The organism is Seohaeicola saemankumensis, assembly GCF_021021435.1.
Lineage (GTDB): Bacteria > Pseudomonadota > Alphaproteobacteria > Rhodobacterales > Rhodobacteraceae > Seohaeicola.
The window spans coordinates 157,975-176,831 of record NZ_JAINWI010000012.1; the positions used below are offsets into that span (position 1 = coordinate 157,975).

The following is an 18,857-nucleotide window of genomic DNA, read 5'->3' on the forward strand; positions in this document are numbered from 1 at the left end:
GGGCAGGGATTGAAACATCACAACGACCGCATGCCGTGCGACCTGCGACGCCGCCGCACAGGCCGGCCTTTCGGATTGACCATAGTCTAGCCCCTTCCCCGTCCTGCTTGCATGGCCTAGGGTCTTTTCAACCGCACGTTTCGGAGACCCGGATGACACGACAGACTGCTTTTGACGCTCTGAACTCCTTGTTAGGACAACGCGCCACCCGCTCCAAGTCCGAACTGGAGCAGCATGGCCGATCCGAGACCCATTTTCCCGCCATGCCCCCCGATGCGGTGGTCTATCCCAAATCGACCGCCGAGGTGGCGGCGATTCTACGTATCTGTTCGGCGCATGGTATCCCCGTGATCGGCTATGGTGCGGGCACATCCCTTGAGGGGCAAGCACAGTCACCGCAAGGCGGGGTCTGCGTGGATTTCCGGCTGATGAACCGCGTTTTGCAGATCAACCATGCCGATATGGATGTGAGCGTGCAACCGGGTGTCACGCGCGAGGCACTGAATGCCGAACTGCGCGCCACGGGGCTGTTTTTTCCCGTTGATCCCGGCGCCAATGCCTCGATCGGGGGGATGGCCTCGACCCGCGCCAGCGGCACCACGGCGGTGCGCTATGGCACGATGCGCGACAATGTGCTGGCGCTGGAGGTCGTGCTGGCCGATGGCCGCGTGATCCGCACGGGCACACGTGCCCGCAAGACGTCCGCAGGCTATGACCTGACAGGGCTTTTCGTCGGCTCCGAAGGCACATTGGGCCTGATCACCGAATTGACTCTGCGCTTGCAGGGCCAGCCCGAGGCGACAGCGGCGGCGATCTGCGGCTTTGACAGCATGTCCCAGGCCGTGGCCGCCGTGATCGACACGATCCAGATGGGTCTGCCAATGGCGCGCATCGAATTCATCGACGCGGCCAGCGTCGCCGCTGTCAACGCATGGTCCGGCAGCACGATCCCGCTGACCCCGCATCTGATGGTGGAATTCCACGGATCGGAAACCGGCGTGCGCGAACAGGCGGAAACCTTCGGACAGATCGTAGCCGATCATGGCGGCACCGGTTTCGATTGGGCCACACGCCCCGAGGATCGCAGCGCACTCTGGTCGATGCGGCACAATGCCTATTACGCGATCAAGGCCTCGCGCCCCGGATCGGTGGCGCTGGTTACCGATATCTGCGTGCCGATCTCGCGACTGGCCGAGGCTGTGACAGAAACACAGGCCGATATCGCCGCCTCTGGTATTGCGGGGCCGATCCTCGGCCATGTCGGGGACGGAAATTTCCACGCGATCCTGCTCTATGACGACCAGAACCCTGCCGAGGTCGCCAGTGCGGCGGCCCTGTCACACCGGATGGTCACCCGCGCGCTGGATATGGGCGGCACCGCCACCGGCGAACACGGGATCGGGCTGGGCAAACTGGCTTATATGCAGGCTGAACATGGCGAGGCTTGGGATGTGATGCAGACGCTGAAAATGGCGCTAGATCCGGCCAATATCATGAACCCCGGCAAGCTGTTGCGACAAGGTTGATCCGGCCTGCTTCTTCTTGCCTTAAATATCCAACTCCGCTCGCGCGTCATCCACCGCGCGGGCTGGATCAGGCCATACCCGCCAGCAACGCACGCGCAGCGCCCCGCGCCTCTTCGGTGATCGTGTCGCCTGCCACCATGCGGGCAATCTCGTCGATGCGGGCCGCCGCGTCCAGTGGCACCACGGTCGAGGTGGTCATATCAGCACGCACCTGTTTCTCGACACGCCAATGATGCGCGCCAAGGGCTGCCACTTGGGGCGAGTGAGTCACGACCAGCACCTGTCCGCCTGCGGCCAAAGCGGCCAGCCTACGGCCCACCGCGTCGGCGGTGGCCCCGCCCACGCCGCGGTCGATCTCGTCGAAGATCATGGTGATTCCTGCTGCGCTGTCACTCAGGCAGACCTTCAACGCCAACAGGAAGCGGCTGAGTTCGCCCCCCGATGCGATCCGCGCCAAGGGGCCTGCGGGCGCGCCGGGATTGGTGGCGACACTGAATGTCACGGCATCGCGCCCCTCGGCGGCCGGCTCGGCCCTGTCGATCTCGGTACGGAACACGGCGCGTTCCATCTTTAGCGGGGCAAGTTCGGCTGTCACGGCGCGGTCAAGTCGCCCCGCGGCCGCGATTCGCGCCTCGGACAGTGCAGATGCCGCCTGATCATAGGCGGCCTCGGCCTGCGCCAGGTCCGCGCCAAGCGCGCGGAGGTCAGCATCACCGCGGTCAAGAGCTGACAGGCGGTCGCGCAGCCCAGCAGCAAAGGCGCCCAGATCATCGGGCAGCACGCTGTGTTTGCGTGCCAGCGCGCGGATCGCGAACAGGCGTTCTTCGGTTTCTTCCAGCTCTTGCGGGTTGAAGCTCATCGCCTCCTGCACGCGCTCCAGCCCCTGCACCGCATCGGCAAGCTCGTTCATCGCGCGCCCCAGCGCCTCCAGCGGGGCATCCAGCATCCCGTCAACCTGATCGGCCACACCGTCCAGCCACCGCAGCGCATCCCCCATCGAGCCTTCGGCCCCCTGCAAGCCAAGGGCGGCATAGGCGCGGGCCATATCCTCGCGCGTGCGTTCGGCCCCTTGCATCAGGCGGCGGCGGGAGTCGAGTTCCGCCTCCTCGCCCGGTTGCGGATCAAGCCCGTCCAGTTCGGCCACGGCATGGCGCAGGAATTCTTCTTCGGCACGCACTGCCTGAAGTGCAGTCTCGGCTTCGGACAGGCGGCGCGCCAGTTTGCTGCGGCTGCGCCACGCGGCGCGCACCGTGTCCAGCAAATCCCCCAATGCGCCGAATTCATCCAGCAAGGCGCGGTGGCCCTTGGGGTCCAGCAATCCGCGATCATCGTGCTGGCCATGCAGTTCCACCAGCCTGTCGGACAGCGCGCGCAGCACCTCGCCGGAACAGCGGCGGTCATTGACCCATGATGTCTTGCGCCCGTCACGGGTGTTGATCCGGCGCAGGATCAGTTCCGGCCCGCTGGGCAGGCCCGCCTCGTCCAGCACGGCATGGGCGGGGTGCCCGTCCGGCAGATCGAACACAGCGACAACCTCGCCCTGATCAGCACCTTGGCGCACCAGTTCGGCGCGTCCCCGCCAGCCCAGAACGAAGCCCAGACTGTCCAGCAGGATCGACTTGCCAGCACCGGTTTCACCGGTCAGCACGTTCAGGCCGGGCTGGAACGCCAGTTCCAGACGGTCGATGATCAGCATGTCGCGAATTTCAAGCGCGCGCAGCATTCCCTGTCCGCCCCCGCATCAACCAATCCAAACCGTCACCCGCATCAGGGTGTGGCTCACAACCATTGTCCGCGGATTGTCTGACGATAGATTTGCGCCAGCCAGCTGTCGCCCGCCGCCTCAAGCTCCAGACCACGACCTGTCAGCAGTTTGAAACTGTCCTCATACCATGTGGTCGAGCGGAAGTTATGCCCCAGAATGGCACCCGCTGTCTGGGCTTCCTGCGTCAGACCCAGCGAAAGGTAGGCCTCGACCAGACGGTGCAGAGCCTCGGCCGTGTGGCTGGTGGTCTGGAAATCCTGCACCACGACTCGGAAACGGTTGACCGCTGCGGCATAATGGTTGCCACGCAGGTAGTAGCGCCCGATCTCCATTTCCTTGCTGGCCAGATGGTCGAAGGCCAGATCGAATTTCAGCACGGCAGAGCTGGCATATTCGCTGTCGGGATAAACCTCGATCACGGTCCGCAGGGCTTGCAGCGCCTGAAAGGTCAGGCCCTGATCGCGGCCCACATCGTCGATCTGGTCGTAATAGGACAGCGCCAGCAGATACTGCGCATAGGCGGCATCATCATCCGCCGGATAGAAGTCGATAAAGCGTTGCGCCGCGGCACGGCTGTTTTCAAAGTCGCCAGCGCGGTGATAGGCGAAGGCCTGCATGATCAATCCGCGCTTGGCCCATTCGGAATAGGGGTAAAGCCGCTCGATCTCAGAGAAATAGAAGGCTGCATCCTCGGACTGGTTCCGGTCCATCTCGAACTCGCCTCGTTCGTAGATCTGCTCGGCAGTAAAGCCGTCCAGAGGAATCGAACCGCGGCCTGCGCGTTCCGTCACGCTGTCGCAACCTGCCAGCAGAACAGCCAGTAGAATGCCACCGATCACCTTTGTCCGGGACCCGCCTGTCATGCTTGCTCTCACCCTTGTTTGGTCAATTCCGCAGGGCTTGACCCTGCCGTTACCAACGGTCCTAGCACAGAAAATTCCGGTGCAAAACGCCTTTGGCGCAAATACTGGGGCAGATGCTGTCCGGTCACGACAGCTTGAAGCCTATGCCACGGCGGGAATTTCATCCATATGCACGCCCACACCCGGCAAACGGGATGTCGTTGGGGCGTCACATACAACCATACGATAGGCCGATGGCTTGGCAAACAAGGCGCGCAACAGGTCATTCGTCAGCGCATGACCTGCGCGGTGGCCGGTATAGGCCCCCAGCACAGGCGCACCTGCAAGCGCCAGATCGCCAAGGGCATCCAGCATCTTGTGGCGCACAGCCTCGTCATGGTGGCGCAAACCACCGGGGCTGAGGATACGGTCGCCATCGACCACAACAGCATTTTCCAGCGTCCCGCCCAAGGCAAGTCCATTGGCGCGCATCGCGTCCACATCGGCCTGACGGCAGAAGGTGCGGCTGTCACAAAGCTCGCGCACGAATGTTCCGTTCGACATGGTCAGCGCCTTGGATTGCGCGCCAATCGCGGCATCGTCGAACTGGATACGGAAATCAATCACCAGACTGTCGGACGAGTCCAGACGCGCCCATGCATCCCCGCGACGCACCTCGATAGGTTCCAGAACCTTGATAGCACGGATCGGCGCATCCTGCCGCCGCAGGCCGCGCGCCATGATCGCGCGCACGAACGCCGCCGAACTGCCATCGAGAATCGGCACTTCGGGTCCGTCAACCTCGATCAGCGCGTTATGCACGCCGCAGCCCGACAAGGCCGCCATTACATGCTCGACGGTCGAAACCGTCACGCCCGCGCCATTTTCCAGCAAAGTGCAAAGCGGCGACTGGTGCACGGCATCCCAGCGGGCAGGAATCATCGCATCCCCGAAGACCACGTCACTGCGGCGAAACCATATACCATGTTCAACAGCGGCAGGATGGATGACCATCTGCACAGGTTGACCCGAATGCAGGCCAACACCGCTGAAGCGAACTGGAGATTTCAAGGTATGCTGCACGGTCGGCCTCTGGTTATTTTGCGGTGTCCCCCGCTCAGACCTGAAAATAGGGATATGACGCTTTGGTAACAATTCAATCTTTGTAACGGTCTGAAACATCCCCGAAGCGTCTAAGCGGATAGTTGCCGCACTGCGGCGCAAACGCCACCAAGACACTGAAACAAAAGAAAAGACCGCCCCGAGGCGGTCCTTCTTTTTGTGACACGAATGCCCCTTTTTCAGGCAAATCAGTTAGCCTGGCGACGCAGAAATGCGGGGATTTCGATCCGCTCCTGATCTGGGTCCTGTGCTTCTGCCGGGTTTGTGCGCGCCTGCTGTGCATAGCCCTGCGGCGCTTGCGCGCGCACCGGCGGTTGTTGGCGGGCAGGCTGCGCGGCCGGACGGTCTTGTGCTTCAGTCGCGTGACCGGTCATGCGGTTGATCAGCGAGTTTATTCCGAAACGAGCGCGCTGCTCGGGTTCCTGCTGCGGCTGGGCCACCGGACGCTGAGTCTGCGGTGCGGCCTTGTTCACGGCATGTTGCAAACGGGCCAACGCCTCGGGCGAAGGTGTACCGGGCGCGGGAGCGCGCGGGGCGACAAAGTTCTCTGCCTCGTCCTCGAAGCGGTCCTGCTGCGGCTGGAACTGCGCGACACGCGGCTGGTAGGCGGGTGGCGGCAGATCGTCATCCTGCTGCACGTCCTCGGCAAAGATATCGTCCATCTGCTCGGAAGCGGCTGTCCGCTCGACGTCCAGATCTTCGAAGAATGTCGGCTCCGGTGCACGCGGGGCTGCGGCACGTGCCGCGACCGGCGCAGGTGACGCTTGCGTTGCGGCTGGCTGGGTAACGGGTTCGGGTGCCGGTGCCGGTGCCGGACGCGCTTCGGCAGCGGGTGCCGGTGCTTCAGCCGAAACTGTCTGTGTCAGCGGCTGCGCCATTCCGCGACGCGGGCGCGGGATCTCTGTGTTCACTTCGATCGCATCAATACCAGTGGCAACAACGCTGACGCGCATCATGCCTTCCATTTCAGTATCTAGCGTCGAGCCAACAATGATATTCGCATCGGCGTCCACTTCTTCGCGGATGCGGTTTGCGGCCTCGTCCAGTTCGAACAGGGTCAGATCGTGACCGCCGGTGATGTTGATCAGAACACCTTTGGCACCGCGCAGGCTGATTTCATCCAGCAGCGGGTTCGCGATCGCCTTTTCGGCGGCCTGAATCGCCCGGTCTTCGCCCTGCGCCTCGCCTGTGCCCATCATTGCCTTGCCCATCTCGTCCATGACGGCGCGGACATCGGCGAAATCAAGGTTGATCAGGCCCGGACGGACCATCAGATCAGTTACACCCTTGACGCCTTGATAGAGTACATCGTCAGCCATCGAGAAGGCTTCGGTAAAGGTCGTCTTTTCATTGGCCAGACGGAACAGGTTCTGGTTCGGAATGATGATCAGGGTATCGACCATCTTTTGCAGCGCCTCGACGCCTTCCTCGGCCTGACGCATCCGCTTGGCACCCTCGAACTGGAAAGGCTTGGTCACGACGCCAACGGTCAGCACACCCAGTTCGCGCGCAGCCTGCGCGATGATCGGGGCAGCGCCCGTTCCGGTGCCACCGCCCATGCCGGCGGTGATGAAGCACATATGCGCACCGGCCAGATGGTCGACGATCTGTTCAATCGATTCCTCGGCAGCGGCGGCCCCGACAGCGGCGCGCGCCCCGGCCCCTAGACCTTCGGTTACCTTGACACCCAACTGGATGCGGCTGGGCGCATTGCTTTGCTGCAACGCCTGCGCATCGGTGTTGGCCACCACGAATTCCACGCCCGTCAGCTTTTTCTCGATCATGTTATTGACCGCGTTACCGCCTGCGCCACCCACACCGAAAACAGTGATACGGGGCTTCAATTCTTCCTGTCCGGGCATCGAAAGGTTCAATGTCATGATCTGTCCGCCTGAGGTTCGGCCCGCATTCACGAGCGTTTTTTCTGCCAATTCAATTCAAAGCTTAACGCGTACAGCGGGGATCGTCACCAAAAAAACGCGAATTCACCACAAAATATGGCAATTCCAAGCCGCTGTCACGCGGGATTTTGCCGATGACGCCATATATAGCGTTTACCAGTTGTCCTTGAACCATTTTACCGCCCGCTTCAACGACCGTGCAGGATAGCGGTCGACCGGAATCTCGAAGTCCCACCATTCATCCTGCGGATGGGCCGCAAACAGGCACAACCCGACCGCGCTGGCAAAGCCGGGGCCGGTGACGGATTGTGGCAGACCATGCACCCGCAAAGGCCGCCCAAGACGCACCTGATGGCCCAATATGCGGCTGGCCAACCCGTCAAGCCCGGGGATCTGGCTGCCGCCGCCTGTCAGAACGATCTGCTGGCTGGGCAAATGGTCGAAGCCCGCCGCATCCAGACGCGCACGCACTTCTTCAAGGATCTCCTCGACGCGCGGACGCATGATCCCGATCAGTTCGGCACGGCTGACGCGGCGGCGGTCATGTTCCCAATCGCCGGTATCGCCGCCGATCTCGATCATTTCGCGGTCATCCATACCGGTCGCCACAACACCACCATAGAAGGTCTTGATCCGTTCGGCTGTCGCGGCAGGCACACCCAGCCCCATCGAGATATCGCCGGTCACGTGGTCGCCACCCATCTTGACCGTATCGGCAAAGATCATGTGCTTTTTCATGAAGATCGAAATGCCGGTCGCCCCGCCGCCCATGTCGATACAAGCCGCGCCAAGCTCCTGCTCGTCCTCGACCAGTGCGGAAATGCCCGACACATAGGAAGACGAGGCAACGCCTGCCAGTTCCAGATCGCAACGCTTGACGCAATGGGCAAGGTTCTGGATCGCGGCCGCATCGACGGTCAGCATATGCATATCCGTGGCAAGGCGCATCCCCATCTGCCCGCGCGGATCGCCCAGACCCGTGCGGTGATCCAGCGCGAAGTTCACGGGTTGCGCGTGCAGCACCTCGCGCCCGTCGCCATAATCGGGCACATCGCACGCGCTCAGCACGCGGCTCACGTCCTGTTCGGTGACAACATGGCCTTCCAGATCAATCGCGCCCGCCAGACCATAGCTGCGCGGATCGGCGCCCGAAAAACAGGCAATCACGTGATCGACGCGGATATTCGCCATTTTCTGTGCGGCCTGCACGGCGGTGCGGATGGCGCGCTCGGTCTCTTGCATGGCGTGAATCTCGCCAAAGCGCACCCCCCGCGAACGGGTTGTGGCAGCCCCGATCACGCGAAAACCCGCCTGTCCTGCCATCGGCCCCACACCGTCTGGTTCCACCCCCCGATCCGTGCCGTCAAAGCGCAAGACCAGACAGGCGATCTTGGAACTGCCCACATCGAGAATGGCCACAACGCCGCGTTGCATGGCGGCGCGGCGCATATTCCGCATGGCGCGCTGGCTGTCATAAAGCTCGATCATCGTTCTGCTATCCCCGCGTTCGTTTTTTGGTATTCCTGCCACTGCTCGACAGCGGCAGGGTTCATGCGGATCGTCGGGCGTGCGGCTAGCCGCATATCGACGACGGAAACATCCCGCTCCAACATTTCATGCACCTGATCCAATGCGATCACCCGCTCCAGCGCCTGCACCGGAGCCTCTTCAGGCAACAGGATGCGCTGATCACGATCCAGAACCACATCCCAGCGCCGCTCGCCCATCCGCACGAGCCCGCGCATCCGCGCGCCCAACGGCCCTGCCGCGCGCACCAGATCCAGCGCTTCGGTCACATGGCCGTCAGCGCCATGGCCCGCGATAAGTGGCAGCGTGGCAAATTCCTCGCGCGAACTGGCAGGTCCGGTGATCTGGCCGTCGGCGTCCAATACCTCAAGCCCGTCGCCGGTGCGCCACAGAACCGCCGGAATCCGCTCGGTTACATCGACCTGCAACACCCCGCCCGAGCGCACGCGCACCTCGGCATCGGCCACGGCAGGCAATTCGCGCACCGTTGTCAGAATGGCGGCAAGGTCCAGATCGAAACTGCTCAGCGGAAAATCCAGTTGCACGATCTCGCGGATGTCCTCGGCGACCGATGTGCTGGCCCCGTCGATCGCCATCAGGTTGACCATGAATTCAGGCCGCGTCTGGAACTGGTCACGCAGATCGACCACTGCAGTGATCACCGCCTCGCGCCGCGTATCGTCGGCCATATAGGCAGTGACCGCGCCAAAGCTGATGGCAAAGGGCAGCCCGATCCGCAACAGATTGCGATAAAGCGGCGTCAGCATAAGCCGCTGCATCCGGTAGGACCAGCGCGAGGGGGCGGGATCAAGACGCGCGTTCACCTGCTGCATGAGGCATCCTCGACCATCCAGGCGCAGAACTGGCCAAAACTCATGCCGATCAATCCGGCATGTTCGGGCGACAGCGATGTGGGTGTCATGCCCGGTTGGGTGTTAGTTTCCAGCAGCACCAGACCATCCAGCCCGCGCGCATCATCCCAACGCAGATCGGTGCGTGTCACACCACGGCAGCCCAAGGCGCGATGCGCGCGCAAGGCATAATCCAGACAGGCCTCGGCAATTTGGGCAGGCAGTTCGGCGGGGCACACATGGCGCGAGCCGCCGGGCTTGTATTTGGCATCATAGTCATACCAGCCATCGGTGATGATCTCGGTCACGCCAAGCGCTTGCTCGCCCATGACCGTCACGGTCAACTCGCGCCCGGGGGCATAGGCCTCGACCATCAGCACGTCCGGCAGACCCTCGGGCAGGCGCGGAGCATTCATCCCCTCGCGCACGATCACCACACCGACGGATGATCCTTCATCGAAGGGTTTGACCACATAGGGCGGTGGCATCACATGGGTTGCAGCAATGTCGGATTGGGCGGCCAGCACGCTGGGCACCACAGGCAGGCCTTCGGCGCGGTAGATATCCTTGGTGCGCTGCTTGTCCATCGCCAGCGCCGAGGCCAGCACGCCCGAATGCGTATAGGGCAGGCGCAGCCATTCCAGCAGGCCCTGCACACAGCCATCCTCGCCCCAGCGTCCATGCAGGGCATTGAAGACGACATCGGGGGCAATCTCGACAAGGCGTGCGGGCAGGTCAGGCCCCGCGTCCAACGCGACAACCTCGTAACCTTCGTCCCGCAATGCTGCGACGCATTCGCGCCCGGATGACAGCGACACCTCACGCTCAGCCGAGGAGCCGCCCATCAATACTGCAACCTTGGGGGTTGTCCTGCCCGACATACCCAATTCTTGCCTCAGTTCCCGGGTCTTTGATGACCCCGTTTTTTGCTAATGCCTGTTAACCGCGTTCCGGGGCCGTTTCGCCGACCCTCATAATTTCCCACTCTAGCGTGATACCAGTTGAATCGTAAACCTTTTTTCGCACCATTTCACCAAGGTTTTCCAGATCGGCGGCGGTTGCCCGCCCAGTATTGATCATAAAGTTGGCATGCATCTCACTCATCTGCGCGCCACCCAGCCGCGCGCCGCGCATTCCGGCGTCCTCGATCACCTTCCACGCCTTCAGATCATGGACATCATCGGCGCGCCCTGTGCTGGAAAAACCCGCCGGATTGCGGAAGGTGCTGCCCGCGCTACGCTCGCGCGTCGGCTGGCTGGCGTCACGCTTTGCAAGCTGGTCCTCCATCCGCGCCGCCAGTTCTGCGGGATCCCCCGCAGCAGCTTCGAATGTGGCCGCGACCAGCACCCAGCCTTCGGGGAGTTGGCTTTGACGATAGGTAAAGCGCAGACCGTCAGGCTTTAGCGTCACGATGCGCCCGTCGCGGGTGACGGCCTCGACACTGACCAGCACATCCGCCACATAGCTCCCATAGCAGCCCGCATTCATCCGCACGGCCCCGCCGATACTACCGGGGATGGTGCGCAAAAATGTCAGGTCAAGTCCCGCTTCTGCCGCGCGGCGCGCAACATGGGCATCCAGTGCAGCCGCCCCTGCCGTGACGCGATTGCCTTCGATCCCGATCCCGTTGAAACCGCGCCCCAACCGGATCACTACGGCGCGCAGCCCCCCATCGCGCACGATCAGGTTGCTGCCCACCCCCATCGGAAAAACCGGCACATCCCCATCCAGAGCGCCCAAAAAATGCGCCAGATCCGCTGCATCGGTAGGCTGGTAGATCCAGTCCGCGGGACCACCCACGCGCAACCAAGTCAGCTCGGACAGCGCCTTACCCGCTGTCAGGCTGCCGCGCAGCCCCGTTATCGCATCAGGTCGGGCCATCCCGTTTCTCCATCCGGCGGCGCATCCAGCGACCCAGATAGATCACCGGCCAGCGCAACATGCTCATCCCTGCCGCCAGAACCAGAAGCCCTGCGACCGGACCGTTTTCATAGGTCACATAGCCGACAAGGGGAATACCCAGCGCGATCAGCACATAGGCCCGCTTCCAATGGTTGTCGCTTGAGGGGAACATCGCGGCCAGATTGGCCGCCAGCGCCCAGAGACAGGCAAGGATCAGGGAAATGCTCATACCCGCCGCACCGCCTGTGTCTTCTTGCTCCAAATATCCGGATAAATCCCGCCCAGCACCCAGCAGCATTGCGGGCGGCAGAGCATCGCCTCAGCCTTCCATGCGCGAGGGCAGGTTGTTTGCCCATGCGCTGATCGTGCCGGCCCCGAGGCAGACCACCATATCACCCGGACGCGCCTGTTCGCGCACCAGACGCAGCAGATCGTCCTCGTCCGTGACCGCGCGGGCATGGCGATGGCCATGCCGGATCAGGCCGGCCACAAGATCGTCACGGCTGGCACCCGCGATGGGGGCCTCGCCCGCGGCGTAAACCTCGGCGATGGCCACCACATCAGCCTCGTTGAAGCAGCCGCAGAAATCCTCGAAAAGGCTGGACAGGCGCGAATAACGATGCGGCTGGTGCACCGCGATCACACGGCCTGTGGTGGCCTGACGCGCGGCTTTCAGCACCGCCGTGATCTCGACCGGATGATGGCCATAATCGTCGATGATCGTCACGCCGCCGACCTCACCCACCTTGGTGAAGCGCCGGTTCACGCCGCCAAAGGCGGCGAGTGCGCCGCGGATCTCGTCGCCTTTCATGCCCAGATGCCGCGCCACGGCCACAGCAGCCAGTGCGTTCGAGACGTTGTGATCCCCCGGCATCGGCAGGCTGCAGTCTTCGATCACGATATCCTCGGCCTGCAGCGCGATATCGAAATGCGCCACACCCTCCTCGTAGCGCAGGTTCAACGCCCGCACATCGGCCTGCGCGTTGAAACCGTAGGTGATGACACGCCTGTCGGTGATCTTGCCGACAAGGCTGCGGACCTCGGGATGATCGGTGCAACACACAGCGACACCATAGAAGGGGATGTTCGATACGAAATCCACGAAGCCCTGTTTCAACTGCTCGAAATCGCCCCAATGTTCCATATGTTCGGGGTCGATATTGGTCACGATGGCGATGGTTGCGGGCAGGCGGTTGAAGGTGCCGTCGCTCTCGTCGGCCTCGACCACCATCCATTCGCCCTGCCCCATCCGCGCGTTCGAGCCATAGGCGTGGATGATCCCGCCATTGACCACGGTGGGGTCGATCCCGCCCGCCACCAGCACTTCGGCCACCATCGTGGTGGTAGTCGTCTTGCCATGTGTGCCCGCGATGGCGATGTTGGATTTCAGCCGCATCAGTTCGGCCAGCATCTCGGCGCGGCGCACGACGGGCAGGCCCAAGCGGCGTGCCTCGTCGAGTTCAGGGTTGCCCGTCTTGATCGCGCTCGAGATCACGACGACCTGCGCGCCGGTCAGGTTCTCGGCCGCCTGTCCCTCAAAAATGGTAGCGCCCAGACCGGCCAGCCGGTCGGTGATCTTGGTCGTCTTCTGGTCCGAACCCTGCACGGTATAGCCGTGGTTCAGCAGCACCTCGGCGATGCCCGACATGCCGATACCGCCGATACCGACGAAATGGATCGGGCCGACATCGCCGGGAAGTTTGGTGGCCGCGTTCATCTTTTGCCTTTCCGGGTCTTGCTTGTTTCAGCAAGCGCCTCGACCATATCGGCCAGCGTCTGCGCCGCATCGGGGCGGCCACAGGACAGCGCCGCGCGGGCCATATCCTCGGCCCCTTGGGGATTGTCCAGCACCAGCATCATCTGTTCGGCCAATGCCTGCGCGTCCAGACGCGCCTCGGGAATCAGGATCGCCGCACCGGCATCGACCAGCCCGCGCGCATTGGCGCTTTGATGGTCGGCTGTAGCGGCCGCAAAGGGGATCAGGATCGAAGGGCGACCGATCACGCTCAGATCGGCGACGCTGGAAGCGCCTGCACGGCTGATGACCAGTTGCGCCTCGCTGATCCGGCGCGGCACATCCTGAAAGAAAGGCTGCACATCGGCGTCTATTCCGGCAGCAGCGTAGGCCTCTTCGACCCTGTCGCCATCCTCGGCGCGGGCCTGATGGCTGACGCGGATGTTGCGGCGCACCGCTTCGGGCAGCAGAGTCACGGCAGCGGGCACCACATCGGACAGGACGCGCGCGCCTTGCGAGCCGCCCATCACCAGCAGCGACATCGGATAGTCGCCGGGCGCTATGTAACCCGCCCCTGCCCGCTCCAGCACAGCGGCGCGGACGGGGTTTCCCACATCGGACCCCGTGACCCCCGCAGGCAGTTCTGTCGGCCATGTGCCGCAGGCAACAGTGTCGACGCGTGGCGCGAACAGCTTGTTGACGCGGCCCAGTACACCGTTTTGTTCATGGATCATGCGCGGCAGGCGCAGCATTGTCGCTGCCGCCATCGCGGGGATGGCCGGATAGCCGCCAAAACCAACGACCGCCATCGGCCGGTCGCCACGCATCCGCCAGAGCGCACCCAGAACGCCGCCCAGGATACGAAACGGCACCATCGCTTTCGCCAGCAGGCCACCGCGCGCAAAAGTGGCGCTGGCGATCTGCTCGATCTCGACCGAATGGGGAAAGCCGCCAGTATAGCGCGCGCCGCGCGCATCGGTGCTCAGCTTTACACGCCAACCGCGCCGCAACATTACCTCGGCCAGTGATTGGGCCGGAAACATATGCCCGCCCGTGCCACCAGCGGCAATTACCAGCAGAGGTGCGTCGATATTCATCTGACCCGCCCCCTCAGGATATCTCCGATCTCGCCCTGCGGCCTTGTGCGGGTGAAAGCCAGAAGCATCCCCACCGCGATGCCCCCCGCAATCAGCGACGACCCGCCATAGCTGACGAATGGCAGGGTCATGCCTTTGGCAGGCAGCAGCCGCACCGCGACGCCCATATTGATCAACGCCTGCACACCGAAAATGCAGGCAAGCCCGGTGCCTGCCAACCGGATGAACGGATCACGCTCGCGCATCAGGCGCAGCAAAGAGCGCACGACCACGCTGGTATAAAGAAGGATGATGCACAGCACCAGAACCAGCCCGTATTCCTCGGCGGCAACAGCGATGATGAAATCGGTATGGGCATCCGGCAGCGACCATTTCACCTCACCCCCACCGACGCCGACACCGAAAAAACCGCCCTCCTGAATGGCGTTGGTAGCATAGCCAAGCTGGGTACGCGGATCCACCTCGGGGGTCAGGAAGCCGTCGATCCGGCGGGCAAAATGTTCCGAATTGTTATAGGCAAACGAACCGCCCAGAACCACCAGACCGGCAATCGCCACCAGCAGAACCATTGGCGCGCCAGCCACGAAATACATCACACCCCAGCCGAACAGCACAAGGGCGGCCTGTCCGAAGTCAGGCTGGAAGGCCAGCAGCAACACAATAAACACCGCCAGTATCAGCGACCAAAGACGCCCCGGAGGGCCGTTGATTTCCTGTCCTGCGGCCAGCATCCATGCGGCCACGACAATGAAACCCGGCTTGAGGAATTCGGACGGCTGCACGCTGGCAAAGCCCAGCGAATACCAGCGCATCGCGCCCTTGCCGAAATCGGTGCCGAAAAACGGCAGACCCATCAACGCGATCAGGGCACCGATAAAACCGATCACTGCAAGACGGCGCACCAGATGCGGGCTCATCATCGAGGTCAGGAACATCGCGATCAGTGCAAGCCCCCCGAACAACGCCTGACGCTCGACATAATGGAATGGCGGCAAACCCGTTTTCGAGGCCAGCGGTGGCGAAGCGGCAAAGCCCAGCAACAACCCGATCCCGAACAGGATCAGGATGCAGGACATCGACCATGTGTCGATGGTGCGCCACCATTTGGGAAGAACAGGCTCTGCATTCCTGACCGGAACAGAACCATAGACCATCTCTGTCATGGATTAACCGCCGTACACTGCCTCGAAGATCGCCCCTTTTCGGGGTCTGTGCGTACAGTGTAGCGCGAAAATTCCCGCAATGAAAGTCTTATCCCCTTGCCTTGAGGGACAAATCGCGCCACCTCGCGGGCATGCAATACGATACTGTCATCCTCGGAGCCGGAGCCGCCGGACTGATGGCCGCGGCCCATACGGGCGGGCGGGTTCTTGTCGTGGACCACGCCAAGGCGGCAGGCGAAAAGATCCGCATCTCGGGCGGCGGGCGGTGCAATTTCACCAACATGCACGCAAGCCCCGCCAGTTTCATCAGCCACAACCACCATTTCTGCAAGTCGGCGCTGAAACGCTATACCCAGTGGGATTTTCTGGATCTGGTCGCACGGCACGCAATCGCATGGCACGAAAAGACCCTTGGCCAGTTGTTCTGCGACGGGTCGGCGAAACAGATCGTGGCGATGCTGCTGGCCGAGATGAAAGCCGCAGGTGCCGATCTCTGGCTCTCAACCTCTGTTCTGGGTGTCGCGCAGGACGCAGCAGGCTTCAGCGTCACGCTAGAGCGCGAGGGGCGGCAGGTCGTGGTCCAAACCGCGCATGTCATCGTGGCCACGGGCGGCAAATCCATCCCGAAAATGGGCGCCACGGGTCTGGCCTATGATATTGCGCGCCAGTTCGGTCATGCGCTGACCGACACGCGCCCGGCCCTTGTGCCCCTGACCTTCCAGCCGGACCGCTTTGCGCCGCTGGCAGGTGTGGCCTTGCCCGTCACCGCGCAGTCGCATGACACAAGCTTTGCCGAGGCGATGCTCTTCACCCATCGCGGATTGTCCGGGCCCGCGATCCTGCAAATCTCAAGCTACTGGACCGAGGGGGACAGCATCCGCGTCAACCTGTTGCCGGACACCGATCCCTATGAGGCGCTGCGCGCCCAGCGACAAGCCAGCGGCCGGCGGCAACTGGGCACGGTCCTGTCGCAGATGCTGCCTGCGCGCCTGGCCGACCACTTGGCGGCAGACTGGGCGCTGGCGGGCAATCTGGCCGACCAGAACGATACAAAACTGCGCGCACTTGCGGACCGCCTGACGGGCTGGGAATTGCTCCCCACTGGATCAGAGGGCTACCGCACCGCCGAAGTCACGCTGGGCGGCGTGGATACAGACGGTCTGTCCTCGCAATCCATGATGTCCAAAACCGTGCCGGGCCTCTATTTCATCGGCGAGGCCGTGGACGTGACCGGCTGGCTGGGCGGCTACAACTTCCAATGGGCATGGTCGAGCGGCGTTGCCGCCGGACGGGATATAGCCGCGCTCATGGGGTAAGCCGCGCGTTCACCGTAGCGCGGTGTGGGATGCAAGAATAGTATTTGGCAGTTTTTCCCCGCCACGTCTTCGAGCCTTGGATGATTTCAGAACCATTGCAAAATCGCCGCCCCGATAGGACGCGTTGGCGATCGCGCGGCGGCGCGAGCCGCGCTCTGTTTCCGCGCAAGGCGCGAGTAAGCCCTACCCCTTCAGCCCCGTCTTCACCTGTGCCGCGAAGTCCTCGCCGCGTTTCTCGAAATTGTCATACTGGTCGAAACTCGCCGCTGCAGGGGCCAGCAGCACCACTTCGCCGGGCTGGGCTTCGGCCATCGCGCGAGCGACAGCCACATCCATCGTGGTGCAAACCTCGGCCTCGATATCGCCCAGTTGCAGCGCGAAACCCGCGGCCTCGCGGCCGATCACATAGGCCTTGACGACCGAACCCAGCGCGGGGCGCAACTTTTCCAGCCCTCCTTCTTTCTCCAGCCCGCCGCAGATCCAGCGGATCTTGTCGAAAGCCGCCAGCGCCTTGGCGGCGCTGTCCACATTGGTGGCCTTGGAGTCGTTGACGTAACGCACGCCATCAGCCTCGGCGATGGTCTGGCTGCGATGCGGCAGGCCGGGATAGCTCGCCAATCCGACCTCGATCACCCTTGGGGCCAACCCCAATGTGCGGCAGGCGGCATAGGCGGCGCAGGCATTCTGGTGGTTATGCGCGCCGGGCAATCCGGTCATGGGGCGCAGGTCGATAGCCGCCACCTGCTTGCCCTTGCGCCATTCCGCCAGAAATCCCTTGCGGGCGAAAACAAACCAGCCCGGTCCGGTCAGTTTCTGGCCTGACGAGACCCTGATTACGCGGTCATCGCCGGGGCCTTCGGACAGTTGGTTCGCCAGATACAGCCCCTCGATCTCGTCCACGCCGATCACCGCACGATCCGGCCCGCCCTCGGCGAACAACCGGCGCTTGGCCGCGAAATAGCCGCCCATGCCGGCATGGCGGTCCAGATGGTCGGGGCTAAGATTGGTGAACACTGCCACGTCGGGCGTAAGCGCGCGCGCAAGGTCTGTCTGGTAGCTGGACAGTTCCAGCACCACAACGCCGCCATCGCCCGGCGGGTCGATATCCAGCACGCCACGCCCGATATTGCCCGCCAGCTGCGCCTCGCGGTCGGCCTGTTCCAGAATATGATGGATCAGCGCCGAGGTGGTGGATTTCCCGTTCGATCCCGTCACCGCTATCACCCGCGGGGCGGTGTCGAACCCGTCCCATTCGTCCACCGCCAGCGAGCGGAAAAACAGCCCGATGTCATTGTCCACCGGCACGCCCGCCTCCATCGCGGCGCGGATCACGCGGTTGGGTTCGGGGTAAAGATGCGGGATGCCAGGGCTGACGATCAGGGCTGCAATATCGTCGAACGCGCCTGAACGGGTCAGGTCGCGGACCGTGAAACCTTCCGCCGCGGCCACCTCGCGCGCGGAGGGATTGTCATCCCAGCATATCGGCGTGGCGCCTCCTGCCTCAAGGCTGCGCGCCGTGGCAAGGCCGGACCGACCAAGGCCCAGCACGGCCAGCGACTGGCCCTCAAATCCGCGTACCGGAATCATGTCCTGCTCCTGTCATCTGTCGTGGCAGACAATGCGTTGTGACCCTGTTGACCGCAAGAGTGAGCGAAAGATCGCCCTGTTTGACGGGGCAAGGGTTGGCAATCGGGGACCCTGCCTCTAGTTTTCAGGAATGACATATCTGATCCGAACCGCCCGTAGCGCCTTTGTGGCTTTTGTCCTTGGCACCGCCACGGTGGCCGCGCAAGAGCAACCGCAAAGCTGGATTCCGCCTGAAATCACCCTGCCCGACGATATGGAGATCACGATTGACCGCAGTATCGGATCTGCAAATCGCATCTTCTCCTTCTCGACCGCAGAAGACGCGGACAGCATGGCCGCCACATGGCGCGCGGTGCTCGAGGAAGGCCCTTATCAGGTGAAACCCGCCGCCGAGGGCATGGACCAGCGCCTGATCGAGTTTTCGGGCGGACGCATCCGCAACGGCCAGATCACATTCGTCAGCGGCGCCGCCAGCACCGGGACAACCGTTCAATTCGACGCCTCGCTGAACGATTGAGAGCTG

16 protein-coding genes are annotated in these 18,857 nt (G+C 63.0%); 3 read left to right on the forward strand and 13 right to left on the reverse strand.

From position 1 onward, the window contains the following. Positions 1 to 152: 152 nt before the first annotated feature. Positions 153 to 1,526, forward strand: a complete 1,374-nt coding sequence (locus tag K7H22_RS10645; protein WP_230800794.1) for an FAD-binding oxidoreductase — start codon at positions 153 to 155, stop codon at positions 1,524 to 1,526. A gap of 67 nt (positions 1,527 to 1,593) precedes the next feature. Here K7H22_RS10645 and recN read toward each other — a convergent pair whose 3' ends face one another. The 12 genes from recN to ftsW all read right to left on the reverse strand — a co-directional run bounded on the left by recN (position 1,594) and on the right by ftsW (position 15,431). Beyond that, a complete protein-coding gene (gene recN, locus K7H22_RS10650; protein WP_230800795.1) occupies positions 1,594 to 3,249 on the reverse strand; it encodes a DNA repair protein RecN in 1,656 nt (551 codons plus the stop codon). Positions 3,250 to 3,305: 56 nt separating this feature from the next. Beyond that, on the reverse strand, positions 3,306 to 4,154 hold the full coding sequence (locus K7H22_RS10655) for an outer membrane protein assembly factor BamD (protein WP_230800796.1): 849 nt from the start codon (positions 4,152 to 4,154) through the stop codon (positions 3,306 to 3,308). A gap of 141 nt (positions 4,155 to 4,295) precedes the next feature. Next, complete coding sequence (gene lpxC, locus K7H22_RS10660) at positions 4,296 to 5,216, reverse strand: UDP-3-O-acyl-N-acetylglucosamine deacetylase (protein ID WP_230800797.1); 921 nt, start codon at positions 5,214 to 5,216, stop codon at positions 4,296 to 4,298. A 227-nt stretch (positions 5,217 to 5,443) separates the two neighbouring features. Then, positions 5,444 to 7,135: a cell division protein FtsZ gene (gene ftsZ / locus K7H22_RS10665; protein WP_230800798.1), complete on the reverse strand. Its 1,692-nt coding sequence runs from the start codon at positions 7,133 to 7,135 to the stop codon at positions 5,444 to 5,446. 174 nt (positions 7,136 to 7,309) lie between these two features. Beyond that, positions 7,310 to 8,644: a cell division protein FtsA gene (gene ftsA / locus K7H22_RS10670; protein WP_230800799.1), complete on the reverse strand. Its 1,335-nt coding sequence runs from the start codon at positions 8,642 to 8,644 to the stop codon at positions 7,310 to 7,312. Continuing rightward, positions 8,641 to 9,516 carry a cell division protein FtsQ/DivIB gene (locus K7H22_RS10675; protein ID WP_230800800.1) on the reverse strand — a complete coding sequence of 292 codons (876 nt, stop codon included), beginning with the start codon at positions 9,514 to 9,516 and terminating at the stop codon, positions 8,641 to 8,643. Before K7H22_RS10675 ends, ftsA begins: the two co-directional genes overlap by 4 nt. Further along, complete coding sequence (locus tag K7H22_RS10680; RefSeq protein ID WP_230800801.1) at positions 9,504 to 10,415, reverse strand: D-alanine--D-alanine ligase; 912 nt, start codon at positions 10,413 to 10,415, stop codon at positions 9,504 to 9,506. The genes K7H22_RS10675 and K7H22_RS10680 overlap by 13 nt, the downstream gene beginning before the upstream one ends. Positions 10,416 to 10,473: 58 nt before the next feature. Continuing rightward, positions 10,474 to 11,415 carry a UDP-N-acetylmuramate dehydrogenase gene (murB, locus tag K7H22_RS10685; protein ID WP_230800802.1) on the reverse strand — a complete coding sequence of 314 codons (942 nt, stop codon included), beginning with the start codon at positions 11,413 to 11,415 and terminating at the stop codon, positions 10,474 to 10,476. Further along, positions 11,402 to 11,665, reverse strand: coding sequence for a DUF2484 family protein (locus K7H22_RS10690; RefSeq protein WP_230800803.1), 264 nt, complete (start codon positions 11,663 to 11,665; stop codon positions 11,402 to 11,404). The genes murB and K7H22_RS10690 overlap by 14 nt, the downstream gene beginning before the upstream one ends. 90 nt (positions 11,666 to 11,755) lie before the next feature. Then, complete coding sequence (murC, locus tag K7H22_RS10695; protein ID WP_230800804.1) at positions 11,756 to 13,153, reverse strand: UDP-N-acetylmuramate--L-alanine ligase; 1,398 nt, start codon at positions 13,151 to 13,153, stop codon at positions 11,756 to 11,758. Then, on the reverse strand, positions 13,150 to 14,268 hold the full coding sequence (locus K7H22_RS10700; protein WP_230800805.1) for a UDP-N-acetylglucosamine--N-acetylmuramyl-(pentapeptide) pyrophosphoryl-undecaprenol N-acetylglucosamine transferase: 1,119 nt from the start codon (positions 14,266 to 14,268) through the stop codon (positions 13,150 to 13,152). Before K7H22_RS10700 ends, murC begins: the two co-directional genes overlap by 4 nt. Next, on the reverse strand, positions 14,265 to 15,431 hold the full coding sequence (ftsW, locus tag K7H22_RS10705; RefSeq protein ID WP_230800806.1) for a putative lipid II flippase FtsW: 1,167 nt from the start codon (positions 15,429 to 15,431) through the stop codon (positions 14,265 to 14,267). Before ftsW ends, K7H22_RS10700 begins: the two co-directional genes overlap by 4 nt. A 131-nt stretch (positions 15,432 to 15,562) precedes the next feature. Between ftsW and K7H22_RS10710 the strand changes: the two genes are divergently transcribed. Next, positions 15,563 to 16,747 (forward strand): NAD(P)/FAD-dependent oxidoreductase, encoded by a 1,185-nt coding sequence (locus K7H22_RS10710; RefSeq protein WP_230800807.1) that lies wholly within the window; start codon positions 15,563 to 15,565, stop codon positions 16,745 to 16,747. 183 nt (positions 16,748 to 16,930) lie between these two features. Here K7H22_RS10710 and murD read toward each other — a convergent pair whose 3' ends face one another. After that, the gene (murD, locus tag K7H22_RS10715; protein ID WP_230800808.1) at positions 16,931 to 18,334 is read right to left on the reverse strand and encodes a UDP-N-acetylmuramoyl-L-alanine--D-glutamate ligase; all 1,404 of its coding nucleotides are present in this window, start codon (positions 18,332 to 18,334) and stop codon (positions 16,931 to 16,933) included. 130 nt (positions 18,335 to 18,464) lie between these two features. Between murD and K7H22_RS10720 the strand changes: the two genes are divergently transcribed. Continuing rightward, complete coding sequence (locus K7H22_RS10720; RefSeq protein ID WP_230800809.1) at positions 18,465 to 18,851, forward strand: hypothetical protein; 387 nt, start codon at positions 18,465 to 18,467, stop codon at positions 18,849 to 18,851. Positions 18,852 to 18,857: the final 6 nt, after the last annotated feature.